We start from the raw sequence: 18,883 nt of genomic DNA on the forward strand, positions 1-18,883 counted from the left end.
CACGAAACAAGGAAATTTCATGTCCTATAGAAAGACGGCCATCCGGCTGAAGCGCACGGCACTGGCCGTTGTCCTGACCTCGTTCGTCGGCGCCGCAGCCGCGCAGAGCACCACCGGTTCCCTGTATGGCAACGCCCCGGCCGCCGCAGGCGCCACGGTGGTCGTGCAGAGTGATTCGGGCCTCAAGCGAAGCGCCAACGTCGATGCAAATGGCCGCTACACCCTGGGCTCGCTGCCGGTGGGCCGTTACTCCATCAGCCTCGAGCGTGACGGGCAGGTGGTCGAGAAGCGTGACAACGTGCTGCTGAAGGTCGGCGTAGGCACGGAAGTTTCCTTTGGCCAGTCCGCCAGCGGCGGCGCCACCAACCTCGACGCAGTGAACGTCACGGCGGCCAACATTCCGAAGATCGACGTGACCAACACGGTCTCCAAGTCGGTCATCACCTCCGAACAGCTGGACGTGCTGCCGCTGGGCCGCAGCGCCGAAGCCATCGCGCTGCTCGCGCCAGGCGTGGTCGCCGGCAGCGGCGAGTTCTCCAATGGCTCGCGCTCGGTGCTGTCGTTCGGCGGCTCCAGCGTCACCGAGAACGCGTACTACCTGAACGGCTTCAACGCGACCAATCCGCTCAGCGCAATGGGCGGTGTGAGCCTGCCGTACGGCTCGATCGACCAGCAGGAAACCTTCATGGGTGGCTACGGTGCAGGCTACGGCCGCTCCACCGGTGGCGTGATCAACCAGCTGGGCAAGCGCGGCACCAACGAGTGGAAGTTCGGTTTCCAGACCACCTGGTCGCCCGACTCGCTGGCGGAATCGCCGCGCGACATCTACTACCCCAATCACACCGCGCCTACGGGGTTCGAGCTCGAGGATGACACCGGCACCGTGGCCGGCTCCCTGTACCGCTCGCGCAAGGGCGACAAGGCGACCCGCACCTCCTACAGCGGCTACGTCAGCGGCCCGTTGATCGAGGACCGTCTGTTCATCCACCTCGCCGCCGAGAAGGATCGCACCGAAGGCGTTTCCACCAGCGCCGGTGAAGCCGCGCAGCAGGTCCGCAGCCACTACACCTACGACACGCCGAAGTTCTACGGCAAGATCGACTGGAACATCAACGACAGCAACACGCTGGAGTACACCCGTGTCGAGAACACGGACCGCTACGGCAGCTACTACCGCGATTTCGACTACGACACAATGAGCGAGGGCGAGCGTACCGGCACTTTCGCCAACACGACCAAGCTCAAGGACGAGTTCGACATCTTCAAGTACACCGGGTACCTGACCGATGATCTGACCCTGAGCGCGGTGTGGGGACGCAGCAAGGAATCCAACCTGGAGTTCAATCCGCAGGATTCGGCCAACGCCTACATCAGCGGCCCGACCAACCAGGATCCGTCGATCACCGGTGGTACCCCGGTCCGCAACGACCAGACCGCGCTCTACACCAAGTCGCCCGATGCAGGCAGCAAGACCCGTGGCCTGCGCGTGGACCTGCAGTACCGCATCGGCAGCCACGAGCTGACCGCCGGCATCGACAACATGACCTACCAGGGCCACAACGAAGGGCAGGCGATGACCGGCCCGGGCTACGCCTGGATCTATTCGCGCATCGCGCCGGGTTCGTCGCCGGCACCGGCGTTCGATATTGCTGCGCCGGGCGGTGATGGCTACTACGTGCAGAAGTACATCTTCTCCACCACCACCAGCATGTCGGTGGAACAGAAGGCCTATTACCTGGAAGACCGCTGGCAGGTCAGCCCGAACGTGCTGCTGACCCTGGGCCTGCGCAACGACAAGTTCACCAACTACAACAGCTCGGCGGTTGCCTACGTCGAGAGCGGTGACCAGTGGGCCCCGCGCCTGGGCGCCAGCTGGGACGTCTTCGGTGATTCGTCGCTGAAGGTGTTCGCCAACCTCGGCCGCTACTACCTGGCCCTGCCCAACAGCGTGGCCATCCGTGGCGCATCGGCATCGACCTATACCCGTGAGTACTTCACCTACGGTGGCATCGATGCCGACGGCAACCCGACCGACCTGACCGCGCTGGGCCCGGGCCCGGTGTCGACCAACAACGAGTACGGCGTTGCGCCCGATCCGCTGTCGGTGGCACCGACCGACCTGAAGTCGCAGTACCAGGATGAATTCATCATGGGCTTCGAGAAGACCCTGGGTTCGTCCTGGAACACCGGTGCCAAGTTCACCTACCGTCGCCTGCAGGCGGCCATCGACGACACCTGTGATTCCGATCAGATCTACGCCAAGCTCGAGTCGATGGGTATCGATTCAAGCGGCATGGAAGTGCCGGGCTGCGTGATCTTCAACCCGGGCAAGACCAACACCTTCATGGTCAAGCATGCCGATGGTTCCGGTTACACCCCGGTGCAGATGAGCTCGTCGGACTGGGGCTACAACGGCAACAAGGCCAAGCGCAGCTACGTCGCAGTTGATCTGTTCATCGAACATCCGCTGAGCGACAAGTGGTACGGCCGCCTGGATTACACCTGGTCGCGCAACTTCGGCAACACCGAGGGCCAGGTCAAGTCGGACATCGGCCAGGATGACGTGTCCAAGACCCAGGACTGGGATTCCTACTACCTGATGGAGTACGCCGGTGGCTACCTTGCGAACGATCGTCGCCACCAGCTGAAGGGCTACGGCGCGTACCAGTTCAACGATGAGTGGACGGCGTCGGCCACCATGCTCATCTCTTCGGGCATGCCGAAGAGCTGCCTGGGTTACTACGGCGCGGATGGCAGCGATCCGATCGGCTATGAGTCGGCGTACCACTACTGCAACGGCCAGCCGTCGCGTCCGGGTGATGCCGGCCGCCAGCCGTGGACCTATCGCCTGGATCTGGGCGTGATGTATCGCCCGACCTTTGCCGACCACAAGCTGGCTTTCGGCCTGGACGTGTTCAACGTGCTCAACCAGCGTCGCCAGCTGCAGTCCGATCCGTCGTATGAATCGGGTCAGCACACGATCTCCAACACCTATGGCATCGGCACCTACTACACGGCGCCGCGTTCGGTTCGCCTGACCGCGTCCTACGACTTCTGATGTAGAAGCCGCTCTCTTTCAGCAGGACATTTGACCCCGGCATCCGCCGGGGTCTTTTTTTTGCAGGTGCCGCCCACGAAAAAGGCGCCCTGAGGCGCCTTCTTCGTTACCGCATCACGGCCAGGTTCAGCGCCAGACCTTGATCTGCTCGGCGTCGGTGCGCTGCATCGGCTGGCCGGCCTTGCAGCTGAAGGTCGCACCGAAGGCCGGCAGGTTCGACAGCGGGCCGTTGGTGCGCCAGCGACCCGGTGCACGGATGTCGGCGGTCAGGCGGCGTGCGGCCTCGTTCGGCGACAGCTGCTGCGGCCACAGGGCCGCCCAGGCGCGGAAGAAGCCCTGCTGCTGCGCCGGCTTGGCCTTCGGTTCCTGCGCGGTGTACGCCGCCCAGGCCAGTTCCAGGCCGGCGATGTCGGCCAGGTTCTCTTCCTGGGTCAGCGTGCCGTTGACCTTGGCACCCTTCACGCCCGGGAACTCGTAGGCGCCGTACTGCGCGGCCACGCGGCTGCCGAGCAGGGTCCAGGCGGTCTTGTCGGCCGGGGTCCACCAGCTGCGCAGTTCACCCTTGGCATCGACCAGGGCGCCCTTGGCGTCGACGGCGCGGTTCAGTTCGTGGCCGACCAGGCCACCGAAGCTGCCGAACTTGTCGGCGGCGTCGGCCTTGGCGTTGAACACCGGGCCCTGCAGGATGGCGGCGGTGACGATCAGGCGGTTCTGCGCCAGGTCGTAGGCCAGCGACGGCTGCTGCGGCAGCACGTCCCAGCGACGGTCGGCGTTGCCCTTGCCGATGCGCTTCATTTCCTCGCGATGGCGCCAGGTCGATGCGATCAGCATGTTGCCGCCGAACGAACCACGGCCCATCGGCTGCACGCTGTAATCCAGGTCGCGCAGCGGGGTGCCGATCTCGATCTTCAGTGCGGCCAGCTTGGCCTGTGCTTCGGCCTTGGCCTCGGCGCTCATCCAGGTGCTGTTCTTGACCGCCTCGATCTGCACTTCGCGCACCTTGTCGACGATCCACGCCGCCTGGCGGCGATCTTCGGCGGACAGGTGGCGGGCGGCGTACTCGCGGCCGACCATCGGGCCAGCGGCCACGTTGATGGCGTCCAGCACGTTTTCCCAGCGCTGCGCGGGCAGGGTCTCACCGCGCAGCACGCGACCGCGGAATTCGAACTCGGCGTCACGGTAGGCCTTGGACAGGTACGGCGCCATCGAGTCGCCCACGCGCCAGCGCAGGTAGGCCTTCCACTGTTCCGGCTTGAGCTTGGTGACCATCGTGTCGAGCTGCTTGAACAGGCCCGGGTCGGCCAGCGAGACCAGGTCGTCGTTCACGCCCTGCGCCTTCAGGAAGGCATCCAGCTGCAGGTTGCGGTAGCGGCTGTTGAGATCCTTGGTCGAGATCGGCGCGTAGTTGTTGAACGGGTTGTTGATGCCGGCCAGCGACTGCGCGTTGCGCGCCAGTTCGGTTTCCAGTTCGATCACCGACTGCGACTCGGCATCCAGCTTGGCCGCCGGGGTACCGGTCAGGGCCAGGATCTGCTTGACGTAGTTGCGGTAGCGGCCCATCAGGGCCACGGTGTCGGCGTCGGTACGGGTGTAGAACGCCGGGTCGGGCAGGCCCATGCCGCCCTGCATGAAGTAGCCGATGTGGCGGTCCAGCGCCTTCAGGTCCACGTCCGGGCCGAAGTTGAAGGCCACCGGGATGCCGACCTGGTGCAGGGCGGCGATCGAGGCCGGGACGTCCTTGGCCTTCTTGATCGCGTTGATGCGGGTCAGCAGCGGGGCGATCGGGTTGGAGCCATCGGCTTCCACCGCGGATTCGTCCAGGCCGCTGGCCCAGAAGTCGCCCAGCAGCTTCTGCACGTTGCCCTGCGGCGCCTTCATCGAGGCGTCCAGCAGTTCACGCTGCTGCTGGCGGCTGCGGTCGACCAACTGGCCCAGCGCGGTGGCGGCGCCGGACTGCGGCACCGGGTTGGCCTTCAGCCAGTCCGCGTTGGTGGCATCGTAGAAATCGCTGCACTGGGCGCTGACGGCCGGGGCGCGCACGGCCTTCTTCTTGGCAGCGAACGCATCGTGGGTCGGGACCAGGGTCGCCAGGCTGATACCCAGGGCGACGGCAAGCGGACGGAAATTGGGCATGTAGAACGAATCCGTGATGGATTGAGGGCGGGCGAACTATAGCAAGCCGTGCATGGGCACGGGATGCATGCGTCACGCGGCTTCTGCCGGGCATGGCCCGGCGCTACCGGGTGGTGTGGCCAGTAGATCCACGCCATGCGTGGATGGTGTCACCTGCATGGGGTCAGAGCCCTCGCGCTGCGCGCAGGGGATCCGACCCCGCCAAAAACAAAGGCCCGGTAAATCCCGGGCCTTTGAAGGTCTACCTTGGCGTCAGCCGCGGCTTACCAGATCACCACCTGCTGGTCGCCGGTGCGGGCCATCGGCGAGCCGGCCTTGCACTGGAATGCAGCGGCGAAGGTCGGCAGGTTCGACGGCGCACCCATGGCGCGGAACTGCGCCGGGGCGTGCGGGTCGGTGGCCAGGCGGACCTTGGCGTTCTCCGCGGTGTACTTGGTGCGCCACACGGTGGCCCAGTTGAAGAAGAAGCGCTGGTCGCGGGTGAAGCCGTCGACCTTCGGATCTTCCTTGCCGGCGGTGGCCTTCTGCAGGGCGTCGTAGGCGGTGGCCAGGCCACCCAGGTCGGCGATGTTCTCGCCCAGGGTCAGGTGGCCGTTCACTGCCTGGCCGTCGACCTTGTACTGGTCGAACTGCTTGACCAGCTTGCCGGTCAGGCCTTCGAAGTTCTTCTTGTCAGCCGGGGTCCACCAGTCTTCCAGGTTGCCGCTCGGCCCGAAGCGTGCGCCCTGGTCGTCGTAACCGTGGGTCATTTCGTGGCCGATCACCGCGCCGATGCCGCCGTAGTTCAGCGCGTCGTCGGCCTTCGGGTCGAAGAACGGCGGCTGCAGGATGGCGGCCGGGAACACGATCTCGTTCTGCAGCGGGTTGTAGTAGGCGTTGACGGTCTGCGGGGTCATGCCCCACTCGGTCTTGTCCACCGGCTTGCCGACCTTGGACAGGTTGAACTTGTAGTTGAACTCGTTGGCGGCGCGCACGTTGCCCAGGTAGCTGTCGCGCTGGGTCTGCAGGCCGGCCCAGTCACGCCACTTGTCCGGGTAACCGATCTTCGGGGTGAAGGTTTCCCACTTGGCGATGGCCTTGGCCTTGGTTTCGTCGCTCATCCAGCTCAGGCCCTGGATGCGTTCCTTCAGCGAGGCGGCCAGGTTCTTCACCAGTTCTTCCATCTTCGCCTTGGCTTCCGGCGAGAAGGCGACCTTCACGTACAGCTGGCCGAAGGCTTCGCCGGCATCGTTCTCGATGGTGCCCAGCACGCGCTTCCAGCGCGGCTTCTGTTCCTTCTGGCCGTTCAGGGTCTTGCCGTAGAACTCGTAGTTCTCCTGCACGAAGGCGTCGGCCAGGTACGGCGAAGCGCCGTCAACGGTGTGGAAGCGCAGGTAGGCGCGCCAGACCGACGCATCGGTGTCGCCCAGTGCCTTGCTCACTTCCTCGTGGAAGGCCGGCATGGCCAGCGAGAACTTCTCCGGTGCGGCCACACCCTGCGACTTGAAGAACTCGGTCCAGCTGAAGTTCGGGGTCAGCTTGTCGGCGTCGGCCAGGGTGAGCGGGTTGTAGAACAGCTCGACGTTGCGCGACAGTTCCACGCGCGACTTGGAGGCCTTGGCCAGGCGGGTCTCGAACTTGACCACGTCCTCGGCCTGCTTGGCGGCGTCGGCAGCAGCCACGCCCGACAGTTCCAGCACCTTGGCGATGTGCGCCTGGTAGGCCTTCAGCTTGTCGGCGTTCTTGGCGTCGGTGTAGTAGGTGGTGTCCGGCAGGCCCAGGCCGCCCTGGCTGGCGTAGGCCATGTTCATGGCCGAGTTCTTGAAGTCCGCTTCGGCGCCGAAGCCGAACAGGATGTTTTCACCCTTGGCGGCGCTGGTGCGCAGGTAATCGGCGATAGCGGCCTTGTCCTGCAGGCCGTCGATGGCGGCCAGGTCGGCCTTCAGCGGCTCGATGCCCTGGGCGTTGATCTTGGCCTCGTCCATGCCGGTGGCCCACAGGTCGCCGACGATCTTCTCGATGTGGTTCGGGTTCTTGACCTGGGCGACCTGCTCGGCCAGCTGGTGCTGCACCGCTACCGAACGCTCGTCGAGGATGGTGAAGGCGCCCCAGCTGGTGCGGTCGCCCGGAATCTCATTGGCGGCCAGCCACTTGCTGTTGACGTAGTCGCCGAAGGCGCCGCAGGCGTCCACCGTGCTGTCCAGGTCGCTGGCCTGGAAGGCGTTGTAGGCCGGCAGCTTGGCTTCGTCGAGCGTGTAGGCGGTGGCCTGCTCGGTGGCGGCCGGCGTGGAGGCGGCGGCGTCCTTTGCCGGGGTATCGGTCTTGCCGCAGCCGACCAGCGCGGCCGAAACGGCCAGGGTCAGCAGCACGATCTTGGGAGTACGGGTCACTTGTATGGCCTCCAGGCCGAGTGAGTCAGGGAATGGCCGCAGGACGGCCGTGGGCCGAACGATACGCCGCCGGCCCGCCCTGCAAGGGTGTCGAAGGTCATGGCCGATGGCAAGCCGCCGGCCCGTTGCACATGGGCCGCGGCACAGCCGCCAGAATCGGGCAGGTCGCCGCACGGGCTGCGCAAAGAACGCTGCCGGCACAAGGCCGGCAGCGGAGACATCAGGGTTTGCCGTTGTCCAGCTTGGGCTGTTCGTCGGCGGTCTGCGGTTCGGGGGCATCCACCTGCGGTGCGCCGGCCTCGATGCGGGTCTTGCGGTCGGCTTCGTCCTTGATCTGGGTTGCCGCACCGACATCGACCCGGGCGACCTTGGGCTTGGCCCACACCGAATCCTGCCAGGCCTGGTACTTCTCCGGGTCCCAGTAGCGATCGTCGTAGAACTTGCTGCCATCGATCTCCGTAGTGCCGACCAGGCCGGGCACCACGATGCGCAGGTTGCCGGTCGCGCCGGTGCGGCTGCCGGTCACCTGGCGGCGTTCGCGGCGCAGCGCGGCATCGATGCGCGGGCGCGCGGCCTCATCGCCGAAACGGGCATAGACCGCCGGGCCTTCCTGCAGGGCACGGTCGCGTTCCTCGGGCGTCAACGCGGCCCAGTAGCGCTCGCGCAGGTCGAGGAAACCTTCATAGCCGCGTTCGGCGGCCAGGTCCATCCAGGCGTAGGCAAGGGCGCGGTTGACCGGGGTGCCGGTGCCGTTCCACAGCATTTCCGCCACCATCGCCTGCGACGGCTTGTCGGCATAGAAGCCGGCGCGCTGGAAGAAGCCGAACGCCTGTTCCATCTTGCCGGCATCGCGCTTTTCGATGCCCAGCAGGCGGAAGCGCAGGTCCGGGTGGCCGCTGAGGAAGCCGGCAGTGATCATCATCGGATCCTCGGTGGGATCCGGTGCGGCGGCCGGTGAAGGCTTGGCGGCCAGCGCGAGCGGGGCGTGCAGCGCGAAAGGCAGCAGGGCTGTAAGCATGAGCCTGCGGTACATCGGTATCTCTCCTTGATTGAACGATGGCACCCACGCACCCGTTGCCGGGTACGCGCAGGCACACCTTAATGGTGCGCCAAAAGGTGCCCGAAGTTCCCGGCTCCCCTGTTCAGGGAGCCGGGGGACGGCTCAGTCAGCCGCCTTTGCCCCCGATGCCGTCGACGGACCGATGTGGCGGCCGAAGAAATCGAGCATCGTGGTGTACAGCTTCACCCGCGCCGGCACACCGTAGAAGCCGTGCATTTCGCCGGGCTCGATGATCATGCCTTCGGGCTTGTTGCCGGCGGCGATCAGCGCCTTGTTCATCAGCTCGGTCTGTTCCGGCGGCGTGCGCACGTCACGCGCACCTGCGGCAAGGTAAACCGGGATCTTCACTTCCGATGCGCGACGTGCCGGCGAGGTGCGGGTCCAGTCGGCGGTGTCGGTGCCATGGGTGCGGCGCAGGAAGCGCTGGCCCGACTCGCGTTCCGGGATGTCGCCCTTCTTGAACATCATGTCGATGTCGTAGACGCCGACGTAGCCGAAGGTGCACTTGAACAGGCCCGGTGCACGGATCGGGGCCATCAGCGACGAGTAGCCGCCGAAGCTGCCGCCGTAGATGCAGATGCGGTCCTTGTTGGCGTAGCCCTGGTTGATGGTCCACTGCGTGGCATCGATGATGTCGTTCTGGATGCCATCGGCCCACTGCTTGTGGCCCGCATCCTGGAACGCCTTGCCGTAGCCACCGGAGCCGCGGTAGTTCACCTGCAGCACCGCATAGCCGCGGCTGGCGAACAGCTGCGTTTCGCCGGAGAAGCCCCAGTTGTCACGCGGGCCGATCGGACCGCCGTGCGGGTTGACGATCAGCGGCAGGTTCTTGCCGTCGCTGCCATGGGGCAGGGTGAGGTAGGCATGGATGGTTTTGCCGTCGCGCGCGGTGAAGCTGAAAGGCTTGACCGAGGCCATGCGCGCCTTGTCCAGCTGCGGCGCGCGCTGCATCAGGAAGCGTGCCTTGCCGGTGGCGCGGTCATACAGGTACAGCTCGCCCGGATTGCTGTCGCTGTAGACCGAGACGATGATCTTGCTGCCATCGGCGGTGTGGCTGGAGAAATCCACCAGTTCGCCGGGGAATGATGCGGCCAGCGAGCCATACAGTTCGGCGTCGGGGTGGTTCTCATCGACCAGGGTCACCTTCGGTGCACCAGCTTCGGTGATCACGCCCAGCAGGCGGTTGTCATCGGTGGACCAGATGTAGTCGGAGACTTCGGCCACCGGGTCCTGGAACAGGGAGGTGAACGCGCCGGTGGCGGTGTCCAGCGTGCCCACCGCGCCGGGCGCCTTGTCGTCGCTCTGGGTGACATACACGGTGCCATCGGCGGTGGCGCGCTCGACCCACAGGTGCTTGCCGTCGGTCTTGGAGGCGTTGACCAGGGTCCAGTCACGGCCATCGCGGCGGTACAGTTCGGTGCGTTCGTCGTACTCGCCTTCCTCGTTGCGGCTGGACGAACAGACCGCGAAACGCGGTTCCTTCTGCGCGTCCAGCGCGATGGAGCAGTCGTCCTTGGGCGCGCGTGCGAGCACGGTGCGGCGGCCGCTGAAGGTATCGACCTGTACCACCTGGGTGCCGGCACCTTCGTTGGAGCGCGGGTAACGCGACTGCATGATGACGTTGCGGTCGTCGTCCTTCAGCGTGTCGAGCAGGCTGAAGCTTTCGCGGCCGACGGTCTTGCCGCGCTGGGTGGCATCGCGGGTGCCGTAGAAGATCAGCGGCACGGCCTGGCTGCCATCGGCGTTGACGGCGAACCACTCGCCGGTGGCGAAGGGCTGGGCATAGCCGCCCATCTTCTTCACCGCATTGAACATCAGGCGGTCCGGCGCGATCCAGGTGAACTGGCCGACGCTCTTCTTTTCCGGCAGCTGGTTGACCTTGAGGATCTTCAGGTCGCTGGTGCGCAGGACGGCCAGGACGTCCTGGTCGCCGTGGTCCATGGTCACGGCCAGGTACTCGCCGTTGGGCGAGATGCGCACGTTGCCGTAGGCAGCGTGCTTGACGAAATCTTCGACCGAGTAGGCCGTCGCGGCGGAGGCCGGCACGGCGGTGGTGCCCAATGCCAGTGCAAGCAGGGCGAAGGACAGCTTGTACATCGTGTATCCCCTTCAATTGGCGGGCCTTCGTGGCCCAGGGTGTGGCGTTGCTGCCGATGCGCAAACACAGAGCCCGGCCTAGGCCGGGCTCTGCTTGTCACACAACCTGTCGCATCAGAAGCGGTAGGACAGGCTGAAGTAGTAGCGACGGCCCAACGGGTCGGCGCCGATGAAGCTGTTGAAGTACGGATAGGCCGTATTGGTGGTATCGCGACGGAACTGGTTGTCGGTCAGGTTGACCACTGTGAACTCGGCACGCACGTTCGGGCCGAACTTCTTGCTGACCTGCAGGTTGTACTGCATGTACGGAGCCAGGCGTTCGGTCCAGGCGGCGTTCCAGTTCGAACCGTAGCGGGTACCGAACAGGGTGGCACCCCATTCGTCGCCGGCCCAGCTCAGGCTGCCGCGCAGGCGGCTGCGCTGGCTGTAGTCATACAGCGGCAGGTCGCGGTAATCGATCAGCTCGTCGTCGCTGTTTTCCTGGTACTTGTTGGTCAGCACCAGCGAGTAGCCCAGGTCCAGGCCGAAGTCGCCGAGGCGATCGGTATCCAGCTTGTACTTGAAGGTGGCATCGATACCGCTGGTTTCCAGCAGCGCCGCGTTGATGTACGCGGTGTTGATCTGCGAGATGCGGCCGTCCAGGGTGGTGCCCGGTGCGTTGGTACGGGTGACCAGCGCGGTCAGGTTGCGGCAGAAGGCCGAATCGGATCCCTGCTCGAACGGCGTGCCATCCGGGCGCACGCCCAGGCGGCAGTTGGCTTCGTTCTGCAGCAGGTAGGTCGAGCTGAGCTGGGTGGAGGCATCTTCCAGGCGGATCTTGTAGTAGTCCACCGACATGGACATCGAGTCCATGATGTCCCACACGAAGCCGGCGCCCCACGACTTGCCTTCTTCTTCCTTCAGGTTCGGGTTGCCGGCGATCAGCGACTGCGCCTGGTACAGGGTCACGTCACCGGTCACGTTGCACTGCGCGCGGGTACGGCCCGGAGCGCCTGCAGCCTGGCCCAGGCCGGTGCCCGAACGGCAGCTGTATTCGTCGAGGATGGTCGAGAACGAGGCGGCGCCTTCGGCGTAGACCAGCTGCATGTCCGGTGCGCGGAAGCTGGTGGCGTAGGAACCACGGATCAGCAGGTTGCTGAACGGACGGTATTCCAGGCCGACGTTGAAGGTCTTGGCATCGTCGACGGCGGTGATGTCGTCGTACTTGTCCCAGCGGCCTGCCAGGTTCATCGACAGGTTGCTGAAGATCGGCACGCGGAACTCGGTACCCACCGCATAGCGGTTACGGGCGCCGTGGGTTTCACCGGAGCTGGTCAGGTTGTAGATGGTCTGGTCGTCGATCGGACGCAGCTGGTTGGTGCGCACGTCGCTGACCAGGTCGGTGGTCTGGCGCATGCCTTCGATGACCGCCGCGAAGCCCACCGGGCCGGCCGGCAGCTCGAACAGGTCGCCGCTGATGTTGAAGTTGGCGGTGGCCGAGGTCGATTCGGCAACGTTCTTCACGCGGGTGGCGAAGCTCTGGTAGATCTCCGGGGTGATCGGAGTGTTCCAGCGGTCCTGGTTCAGCGTGTAGATCGGGTAATTGCTGATGTAGCCCTGCAGCGGGCCCAGGAAGTAGTCATGCACGGCCTTGGCCAGCAGGCGCGGGCGGTCGGCTTCGTACTCGTACTTGCCGTAGTTGACGCTGGCTTCCCAGTCGAAACGATCGGCGAAGGTGCCCTGCGCACCGAAGGTGAAGTCGTAGCTCTTCTCGTCGTACAGGGTGCTGGCGGCTTCGTTGCCACCCAGTTCGAACGGGTTGAAGGTGCGCTGCAGCTGGATCAGGTCCTGCAGGGCGGAGTCGTAGTACACGCCGGTCGCGGCGCCGCTCGGGTTGGAGGTGAAGCGGTCACCCGAGGTGCCCCAGAACTCGATGCCGCCGCTGGCCTTGGCCTTGGTCTTGTAAAAGTTGACGCTGCCGAACAGCTGGGTGGTGTCGGTCACGTCGAACGTGCCGTAGCCGTAGCCGTTGAAGTTCTGGTTCTTGTTCCAGATCGAACGGGCGGCGACCTGGGTATAGCTGCCGCAGTAGGTACCGCGCGAGGCGGTGGTCACCGTGGTGTAGTCGAACGCATCACAGGCCGCAGCGTTGTACAGCGCGTTCTGGTTGCGCACGTGGCCGTTCAGGCCGGCCGAGCTCAGGGCGACCAGCGACAGCGACGGATTCACCGCGACGCCGGCGGCGTTGTTGCGGGTATCGGCCAGCGCGTGGCGCTGCGAGGCGAACACCGGCTCGTTCTCGCTGTACTGCAGCGCGTAGGTCGCGCTCCAGCGGTCGCCGGTCTTGCCGCCGGTGTACTCGACGTTGACGTTGTCGCCGCCGCCTTCTTCGGTGGTGCCGGTGGTCAGGCGCAGCTGGTTGCCGTCGTAGTTCTTGCGCAGCACGATGTTGATCACGCCGGCGACAGCGTCCGAACCGTAGATGGCCGAGGCGCCGCCGGTCAGGACTTCAACGCGCTCGACGATCGAGCTCGGGATGGCCTTGATGTTGACCACGTTGTTGTCGCGGTTGTACGGCTGCGGGTACTGCGCCGGGCGGCGGCCGTTGACCAGGGTCAGGGTGTAGCCCGGGCCCAGGTTGCGCAGGTTGACCACCTGGGCGTTGGGCGTGAAGCCGGTCACGGCGAGATCGCCGGTGAACGAGCTGGTGGTGTTCTGGGTCAGGGTCTGCAGCATGTCGCCGACCGACTGGAAGCCTTCGCGGTCGATGTCGGCGCGCGAGATGACGGTGACCGGCGCCGGGCCTTCGACTTCAGCGCGCTTGATGCGCGAGCCGACGACCGAAACGCGGTCCAGGTTGGTGGCGTTCTTGCCGCCGGCTTCGTTGCCGGCTTCCTGGGCAAAGGCGGGCGAAACGACGGCTGCCAGCAGGGCGGACGTCAGAGCAAAGCTCAGCGGGTGGCGGCTGAGCGCCGTGCGGATGGTCATGGATGGATCCCCTGGTGTATCGAACCTCGACAGGCGCGCTGGCCCGTCGTCCCTATAGGGCTTTTGCCCCGTTCTGAAACCGGCTTCACAAGCCGATAAGGCGAAGTTAACACAGCCTTAACTTGACGTGTCAACTGTTCATGCTCCTGTCATCAAGCCAAGGTAGGCAAAGTGCTGATTTGGATGGATTTTTGCGCCAAACCGTTGATTTCAAATGAAAGGATCTGCTGCTGCGCCGGCCGTTTGCGACGTGTTCAGGGGGCTTTGGCGCATTTTTCGTTAAGCGTGCAGTTCATGTTGTGAGGATCGCTGCCCGTGCCTGGCCGGCCGTCGGGGCAAAAAGAAGGCCCCGCCGAAGCGGGGCCAGAACCCGTCAACCCTGCAGCGGGGCGGCGGCGTCAGCTGCCACCGAAGTTGTACTGCATCTGGGCATAGATGGCCCGGCCGTACGGGTTGTAGAGGTAATCGTTGTACGGCGCGTCGATGTTGCCGCCGAAGCTGTGGCGCTGGCTGGACGGGTTCTTGTTGAACACGTTGTTGACCATCAGCGACAGGGTCAGGTTGTCCAGCGCGCGGTAGCTCACGCTGAGGTTGTAGGTGGTGTAGGAACCCCACTTGCCGGCCTTGTAGCCGGAAGAGTGCACGTAGTCGTAGCTCTCGCCCAGGTAGGCCATGTAGTTGGGGGTCTTGCCGATGTAGTTGTAGTACAGGGTGGTGGTCCACTGGTTTTTGGCCCAGCCCACCGACCCATCGGCGCGCACCTTGGCAAAGGCCTGGTAGTTCCACATCGCATACGGATCGCGCAGCAGATCCAGGTAGTCATCGCCGGTCTGCGGCTGCAGTTCGCGCTTGAGGATGTTGGTGTAGTTGCTGGCGAACTGCAGCGAGCCGAAGCGGCCGATGTCCTGCACGTACTTGAAGCTGGCCGTCAGTGCATTGAGGTTCTGCCGTGCAACGTTGAGCTTGGGGGTATAGATCTGCTCAAGGTTGCCGGAGGCATCACGGGTCACCCAGTCGGCCACGTTCTGGCAGGTGGCGTTGGTGTTGTTGTCCAGGTTGTTGCGGCAGTAGTACTCGGCACGCAGCAGCTGGTCGGAACTGAGCGTGTCGACCTCGTTCTCGATCTTCCAGCGGTAGTAGTCCACCGACAGCGACAGGTTGGCCATCGGTGCCCAGACCACGCCAGCGTTCCACACATCGGCAGTGATCGGTTCCAGTTCCGGGTTGCCCGATTGCACGCCGAAAGTGGAGCGGCCAGCGTACGGGCAGCCCACGGTATCAGCCGGCTCGAAGCCCAGCTGCGCACAGCGGTAGTAATCGGTGGCCGCCGTGTAGAAGCCGCTTTCGCCCTGGAAGGCATCGGGCAGCGAAGGCGCACGGAATGCGGTGCCGTACTTGCCGCGGAACAGCAGGCTTTCGATCGGGCGGAACTCGACGCCGATGCTGTAGGTCGACTTGTCGACGGTGTTGTCGGCGATCTTGAAGGCGTCGTAGCGGCCCGAACCGGTGACGGTGAGTGAATCGAGCAGGGGCAGGCGCAGTTCGCCGGTCACCGCATAGTTGCTGCGATGGCCGGAGCCGGCCACCGAGGTGGTGCCCCAGACATCGCCATTGAGCAGGCGCGCATCCGGGCTGTAGTCCCAGCCTTCGCTGCCGCCTTCGACGACGATGCCCAGGCCGGCATCACCGCCGGGCAGCGAGAACAAGCCGCTGTTGGTCAGCTGCACCCGGCCGAGGTTCTGCCAGGTCCGGCTCTGGTTGTAGGTGTAGCCGGTGAAACTCTGGAACGCACCTGCCGGCAGCTGCGAATAGAACGCGCCCCAGTTCGGGCTGTAAATGTTGTAGCCATCGTCGGTCTGGCCGAGCACCGGGCCGAACACGTTCTGCTCGAACCAGCTGTCGATCGGCTCGGCCCAGCGTGCGAAGCCGCGTTCGGTCAGCTTGTACTCGCCACGGCTGAAGCTGGCGCTGTAATCCCAGTCGGTCGCAAACGTGCCACGGCCGCCCAGGGTGATCTGGTAGGCCTTGTTGCGGTTGGTTTCCTGGATGTCACGGTAGCCGGCGCCGCCGATGTCTTCCGGGGAAAACGCGCGCTGCAGGCTCATGTACTGGTCGGTGTCCTGGTCGTAGATGTAGCCGAAGCCCGGGCCCGTGCTCCAGAACGTATAGCCGGCACCGGTGACGTAGTTGATCTCCTCAAGGCTGTAGAGCGCATCGGCGAACAGCTCGAAGTTGTCGTTCACCTGGAAGCTGAGCGACGAATAGAACTGGCTGCTTTCCTTGCCGTTCTTGATGGTGCGGTAGCCAGCGCTGTACTTGGAACCGCACGATTCGCCCGCGGCGCGCACGCCCAGTTCGGTGGTGCCACCGAACTGCCCGGCCACGCTGGCGCAGCGGGTCGGGTCCATCATGATGAAGGCATTGTTTTCGTCAGGCAGGTAGACCAGGAAATCATTGGACGGCACCTGCGCGCTGTAGCCGGCCGGGTTGTTCACCTTGGTCAGGTCGCGCTGGTAGCCCCAGATCGGGCTGGACTTCTCGTACTGCACGTTGAACAGCGCGTTGAAGCGGTCATCGGCGCTGTTGAAGCCCTTGGCCACGCTGACCCGCACATTGTTGCCACCGCCTTCGGTGTAGGCGCCGCCGCGGATGTTGATCGTGCCGCCATCCATGCGTTCCTTCAGGATGATGTTGACCACGCCAGCGATGGCATCGGAGCCATACAGCGACGACTGGCCGCCCGGCAGGATCTCGATGCGCTCGACGATGTCGATCGGGATGCCGCTGATGTTGTTGAAGGCGTCGCTGCCGTTGTACAGCGCCGGATACTGCAGCATCGGGCGGCCGTTGATCAGGTACTTGGTGTAGCCCGGATCCAGGCCGAACATGCCGGCCGCTTCGGCGCCCTGGGTGAAGGCTGCGGAGGACTGGCCGCCCTGCAGGCCGCCGGTGGTCAGCGAGGACTGCTGCAGCACTTCGGCAATGCTGGTGAAGCCGCGCGTCTGGATGTCCTCGGCGGTGACGGTGAGTACCGGGGTGTGGTTTTCAACCTGCGTCTGCGGGATGAGCGAGCCGGTGACGGTCACTCGACCGAGGTCGGTGGTCTCCTTGCTGTCCTGGGCGAGGGCGGGAAGGGCGGTGGCGAGCAGGCTGCCGAGCAGCGCGAGCGAGAGCGGGTGGCGGACGACATTGGTGCGACGACGAGTCATTGCGATATCCCATCCATTAAGTAAGTGCAGGCAGCCCCCGTTACCGGGGCATTCAATCAGCCTTCAGTTTCCAAGCTGTGGAGCCGAACGTAACACGGCATTAACGTTAATGGCACGAAATTGCAAGGAATCTTTGCGTATTGCGGCTAATTCTTAAGCAAAATCAATGAGATGGGTATTTATTTGCCGAGTCTGGCGGTTCGTCTTCAAGTCGGCTTAATAATAGATTCACTTATTATTAACTATTGAATTTAAAATGACTGTCGCGTTTCACCTAAATGCGGTCGGCTGATTCAGCGCTGCCGGGAGATTCTGCTGAAGGTGGTATTCCTCGTGCAGCGCGCGTTCAGTGCCGGTCGCCTACGCGCGCAGGACGGGAAGGGCTGCGCGTGGCTGAACTTGTATGATGGGAGGTTGCCCGCCCCATGAACCGCTTCCGGAGTCCGCAGTGAACAGCCCCGCCCGTCGTCCCCATGCCAGCCAGGTGCAGAAGGGCCTTTCGCCCCATGCGCGCATCCGCAACGTGATCGCGGTGGGATCGGGCAAGGGAGGCGTGGGCAAGTCCACCACTTCGGTGAACCTGGCCGTGGCCCTGCAGCAGCTCGGCGCCCGCGTGGGCGTGCTGGATGCCGACATCTACGGTCCCAGCGTGCCGGCCATGCTCGGCCTGTCCGGCCGCCCGGAAAGCCCGGACAACAAGAGCATCGAACCGATGCGCGCGTTCGGCGTGGACACCATGTCCATCGGCTACCTGGTGGAAGACGAGACGCCGCTGATCATGCGCGCGCCGCGCGCGACCGCCGCGCTGACCCAGCTGTTCGAGGACACGCTGTGGGACGACCTGGACTACCTGCTGATCGACCTGCCGCCCGGCACGGGTGACATCCAGCTGACCCTGGTGCAGAAGATCCCGCTGGCCGGTGCGGTCATCGTCACCACGCCGCAGGACATCGCCACGCTGGATGCAAAGAAGGCGCTGAAGATGTTCGAGAAGGTGGAGGTGCCGGTGCTGGGCATCGTCGAGAACATGGCCGTGCACACCTGCAGCAACTGCGGCCACGTCGAACATCTCTTCGGTGAGGGCGGCGGCGAGCGCATGGCCGCGCAGTACGGCGTGCCGCTGCTGGGCTCACTGCCGCTGCAGATCGACATCCGCGAACAGGGCGACGCCGGCAGCCCGATTACCGCCGTCCAGCCCGAATCGACGGCCGGGCAGGCCTACCGCCGTGCCGCCGAGCGCCTGGTGGAAGCGGTGGGCAAGCGCCCGCGGGCATCGATCCAGATCCTGTCCTCGCTGCTGTAAGGCCAGGCCTGCGGGGCTGCGGCGTGCGTGCCCGGCCCCCTGCTAGAATCCACGCGCCCCCTCGTACCCAGGACAAAGCATGAGCATCAAGAGTGACCGTTGGATCCGCCGTATGTCCGAGCAGCACGGCATGATCGAGCCGTTCGAGGCCGGGCAGGTGAAGCAGGCCAACGGCGAGCGCATCGTCAGCTACGGCACTTCCAGCTATGGCTACGACGTGCGTTGCTCGCGCGAGTTCAAGGTGTTCACCAACATCAACTCCACGATCGTCGATCCCAAGCATTTCGACCCGGGCAGCTTCGTGGACATCGTCGGTGATGAGTGCATCATCCCGCCCAACAGCTTCGCGCTGGCGCGCACGGTGGAGTATTTCCGCATCCCGCGCGACACCCTGGTGGTGTGCCTGGGCAAGAGCACCTATGCGCGCTGCGGCATCATCGTCAACGTGACCCCGCTGGAACCGGAGTGGGAAGGTCACGTGACCCTGGAATTCAGCAACACCACGCCGCTGCCAGCGCGCATCTACGCCAACGAAGGCGTGGCCCAGATGCTGTTCTTCCAGGCGGCCGCCGATGACGTCTGCGAGACGTCGTACAAGGATCGTGGCGGCAAGTACCAGGGCCAGACGGGCGTGACCCTGCCGCGTACCTGATCAACCTATCGGTAGCGCCGGGCCATGCCCGGCGT

At 64.8% G+C, this 18,883-nt stretch carries 9 protein-coding genes; 3 read left to right on the plus strand and 6 right to left on the minus strand.

Annotation, left to right across the window (positions count from 1 at the left end; all coding sequences use genetic code 11):
• The first annotated feature begins 19 nt into the window (after positions 1–19).
• The gene (locus ACVOK1_RS08505; RefSeq protein ID WP_481561747.1) at positions 20–3,058 is read left to right on the plus strand and encodes a TonB-dependent receptor; all 3,039 of its coding nucleotides are present in this window, start codon (positions 20–22) and stop codon (positions 3,056–3,058) included.
• A 126-nt stretch (positions 3,059–3,184) separates the two neighbouring features.
• Here ACVOK1_RS08505 and ACVOK1_RS08510 read toward each other — a convergent pair whose 3' ends face one another.
• From ACVOK1_RS08510 to ACVOK1_RS08535, 6 genes are all read right to left on the minus strand, one after another.
• On the minus strand, positions 3,185–5,191 hold the full coding sequence (locus ACVOK1_RS08510) for a M13 family metallopeptidase (RefSeq protein WP_406235330.1): 2,007 nt from the start codon (positions 5,189–5,191) through the stop codon (positions 3,185–3,187).
• Positions 5,192–5,454: 263 nt separating this feature from the next.
• Positions 5,455–7,560 (minus strand): M13 family metallopeptidase, encoded by a 2,106-nt coding sequence (locus ACVOK1_RS08515; RefSeq protein ID WP_481561748.1) that lies wholly within the window; start codon positions 7,558–7,560, stop codon positions 5,455–5,457.
• A 220-nt stretch (positions 7,561–7,780) separates the two neighbouring features.
• Positions 7,781–8,593 carry an SEL1-like repeat protein gene (locus ACVOK1_RS08520; RefSeq protein WP_406235334.1) on the minus strand — a complete coding sequence of 271 codons (813 nt, stop codon included), beginning with the start codon at positions 8,591–8,593 and terminating at the stop codon, positions 7,781–7,783.
• A 129-nt stretch (positions 8,594–8,722) separates the two neighbouring features.
• Complete coding sequence (locus ACVOK1_RS08525; RefSeq protein WP_406235336.1) at positions 8,723–10,717, minus strand: alpha/beta hydrolase family protein; 1,995 nt, start codon at positions 10,715–10,717, stop codon at positions 8,723–8,725.
• A gap of 114 nt (positions 10,718–10,831) precedes the next feature.
• On the minus strand, positions 10,832–13,684 hold the full coding sequence (locus ACVOK1_RS08530; RefSeq protein ID WP_406235338.1) for a TonB-dependent receptor domain-containing protein: 2,853 nt from the start codon (positions 13,682–13,684) through the stop codon (positions 10,832–10,834).
• 398 nt (positions 13,685–14,082) lie between these two features.
• The gene (locus tag ACVOK1_RS08535) at positions 14,083–16,893 is read right to left on the minus strand and encodes a TonB-dependent receptor domain-containing protein (RefSeq protein ID WP_481561749.1); all 2,811 of its coding nucleotides are present in this window, start codon (positions 16,891–16,893) and stop codon (positions 14,083–14,085) included.
• Positions 16,894–17,299: 406 nt separating this feature from the next.
• Between ACVOK1_RS08535 and apbC the strand changes: the two genes are divergently transcribed.
• The gene (apbC, locus tag ACVOK1_RS08540) at positions 17,300–18,196 is read left to right on the plus strand and encodes an iron-sulfur cluster carrier protein ApbC (protein ID WP_481561750.1); all 897 of its coding nucleotides are present in this window, start codon (positions 17,300–17,302) and stop codon (positions 18,194–18,196) included.
• A 79-nt stretch (positions 18,197–18,275) separates the two neighbouring features.
• Positions 18,276–18,848, plus strand: coding sequence for a dCTP deaminase (gene dcd / locus ACVOK1_RS08545; RefSeq protein ID WP_108750257.1), 573 nt, complete (start codon positions 18,276–18,278; stop codon positions 18,846–18,848).
• Positions 18,849–18,883 lie beyond the last annotated feature (35 nt).

The sequence above is a fragment of the Stenotrophomonas sp. STEN087 genome (genome assembly GCF_056759115.1).

Bases quoted from the DNA above. Each gene is read 5' to 3' on its own strand.
- dcd (WP_108750257.1), top strand. From the start codon at position 18,276: ATGAGCATCAAGAGTGACCGTTGGATCCGCCGTATGTCCGAGCAGCAC.
- ACVOK1_RS08530 (WP_406235338.1), bottom strand. From the start codon at position 13,684: ATGACCATCCGCACGGCGCTCAGCCGCCACCCGCTGAGCTTTGCTCTG.
- ACVOK1_RS08510 (WP_406235330.1), bottom strand. From the start codon at position 5,191: ATGCCCAATTTCCGTCCGCTTGCCGTCGCCCTGGGTATCAGCCTGGCG.
- ACVOK1_RS08535 (WP_481561749.1), bottom strand. From the start codon at position 16,893: ATGACTCGTCGTCGCACCAATGTCGTCCGCCACCCGCTCTCGCTCGCG.
- apbC (WP_481561750.1), top strand. From the start codon at position 17,300: ATGGGAGGTTGCCCGCCCCATGAACCGCTTCCGGAGTCCGCAGTGAAC.
- ACVOK1_RS08520 (WP_406235334.1), bottom strand. From the start codon at position 8,593: ATGTACCGCAGGCTCATGCTTACAGCCCTGCTGCCTTTCGCGCTGCAC.
- ACVOK1_RS08525 (WP_406235336.1), bottom strand. From the start codon at position 10,717: ATGTACAAGCTGTCCTTCGCCCTGCTTGCACTGGCATTGGGCACCACC.
- ACVOK1_RS08505 (WP_481561747.1), top strand. From the start codon at position 20: ATGTCCTATAGAAAGACGGCCATCCGGCTGAAGCGCACGGCACTGGCC.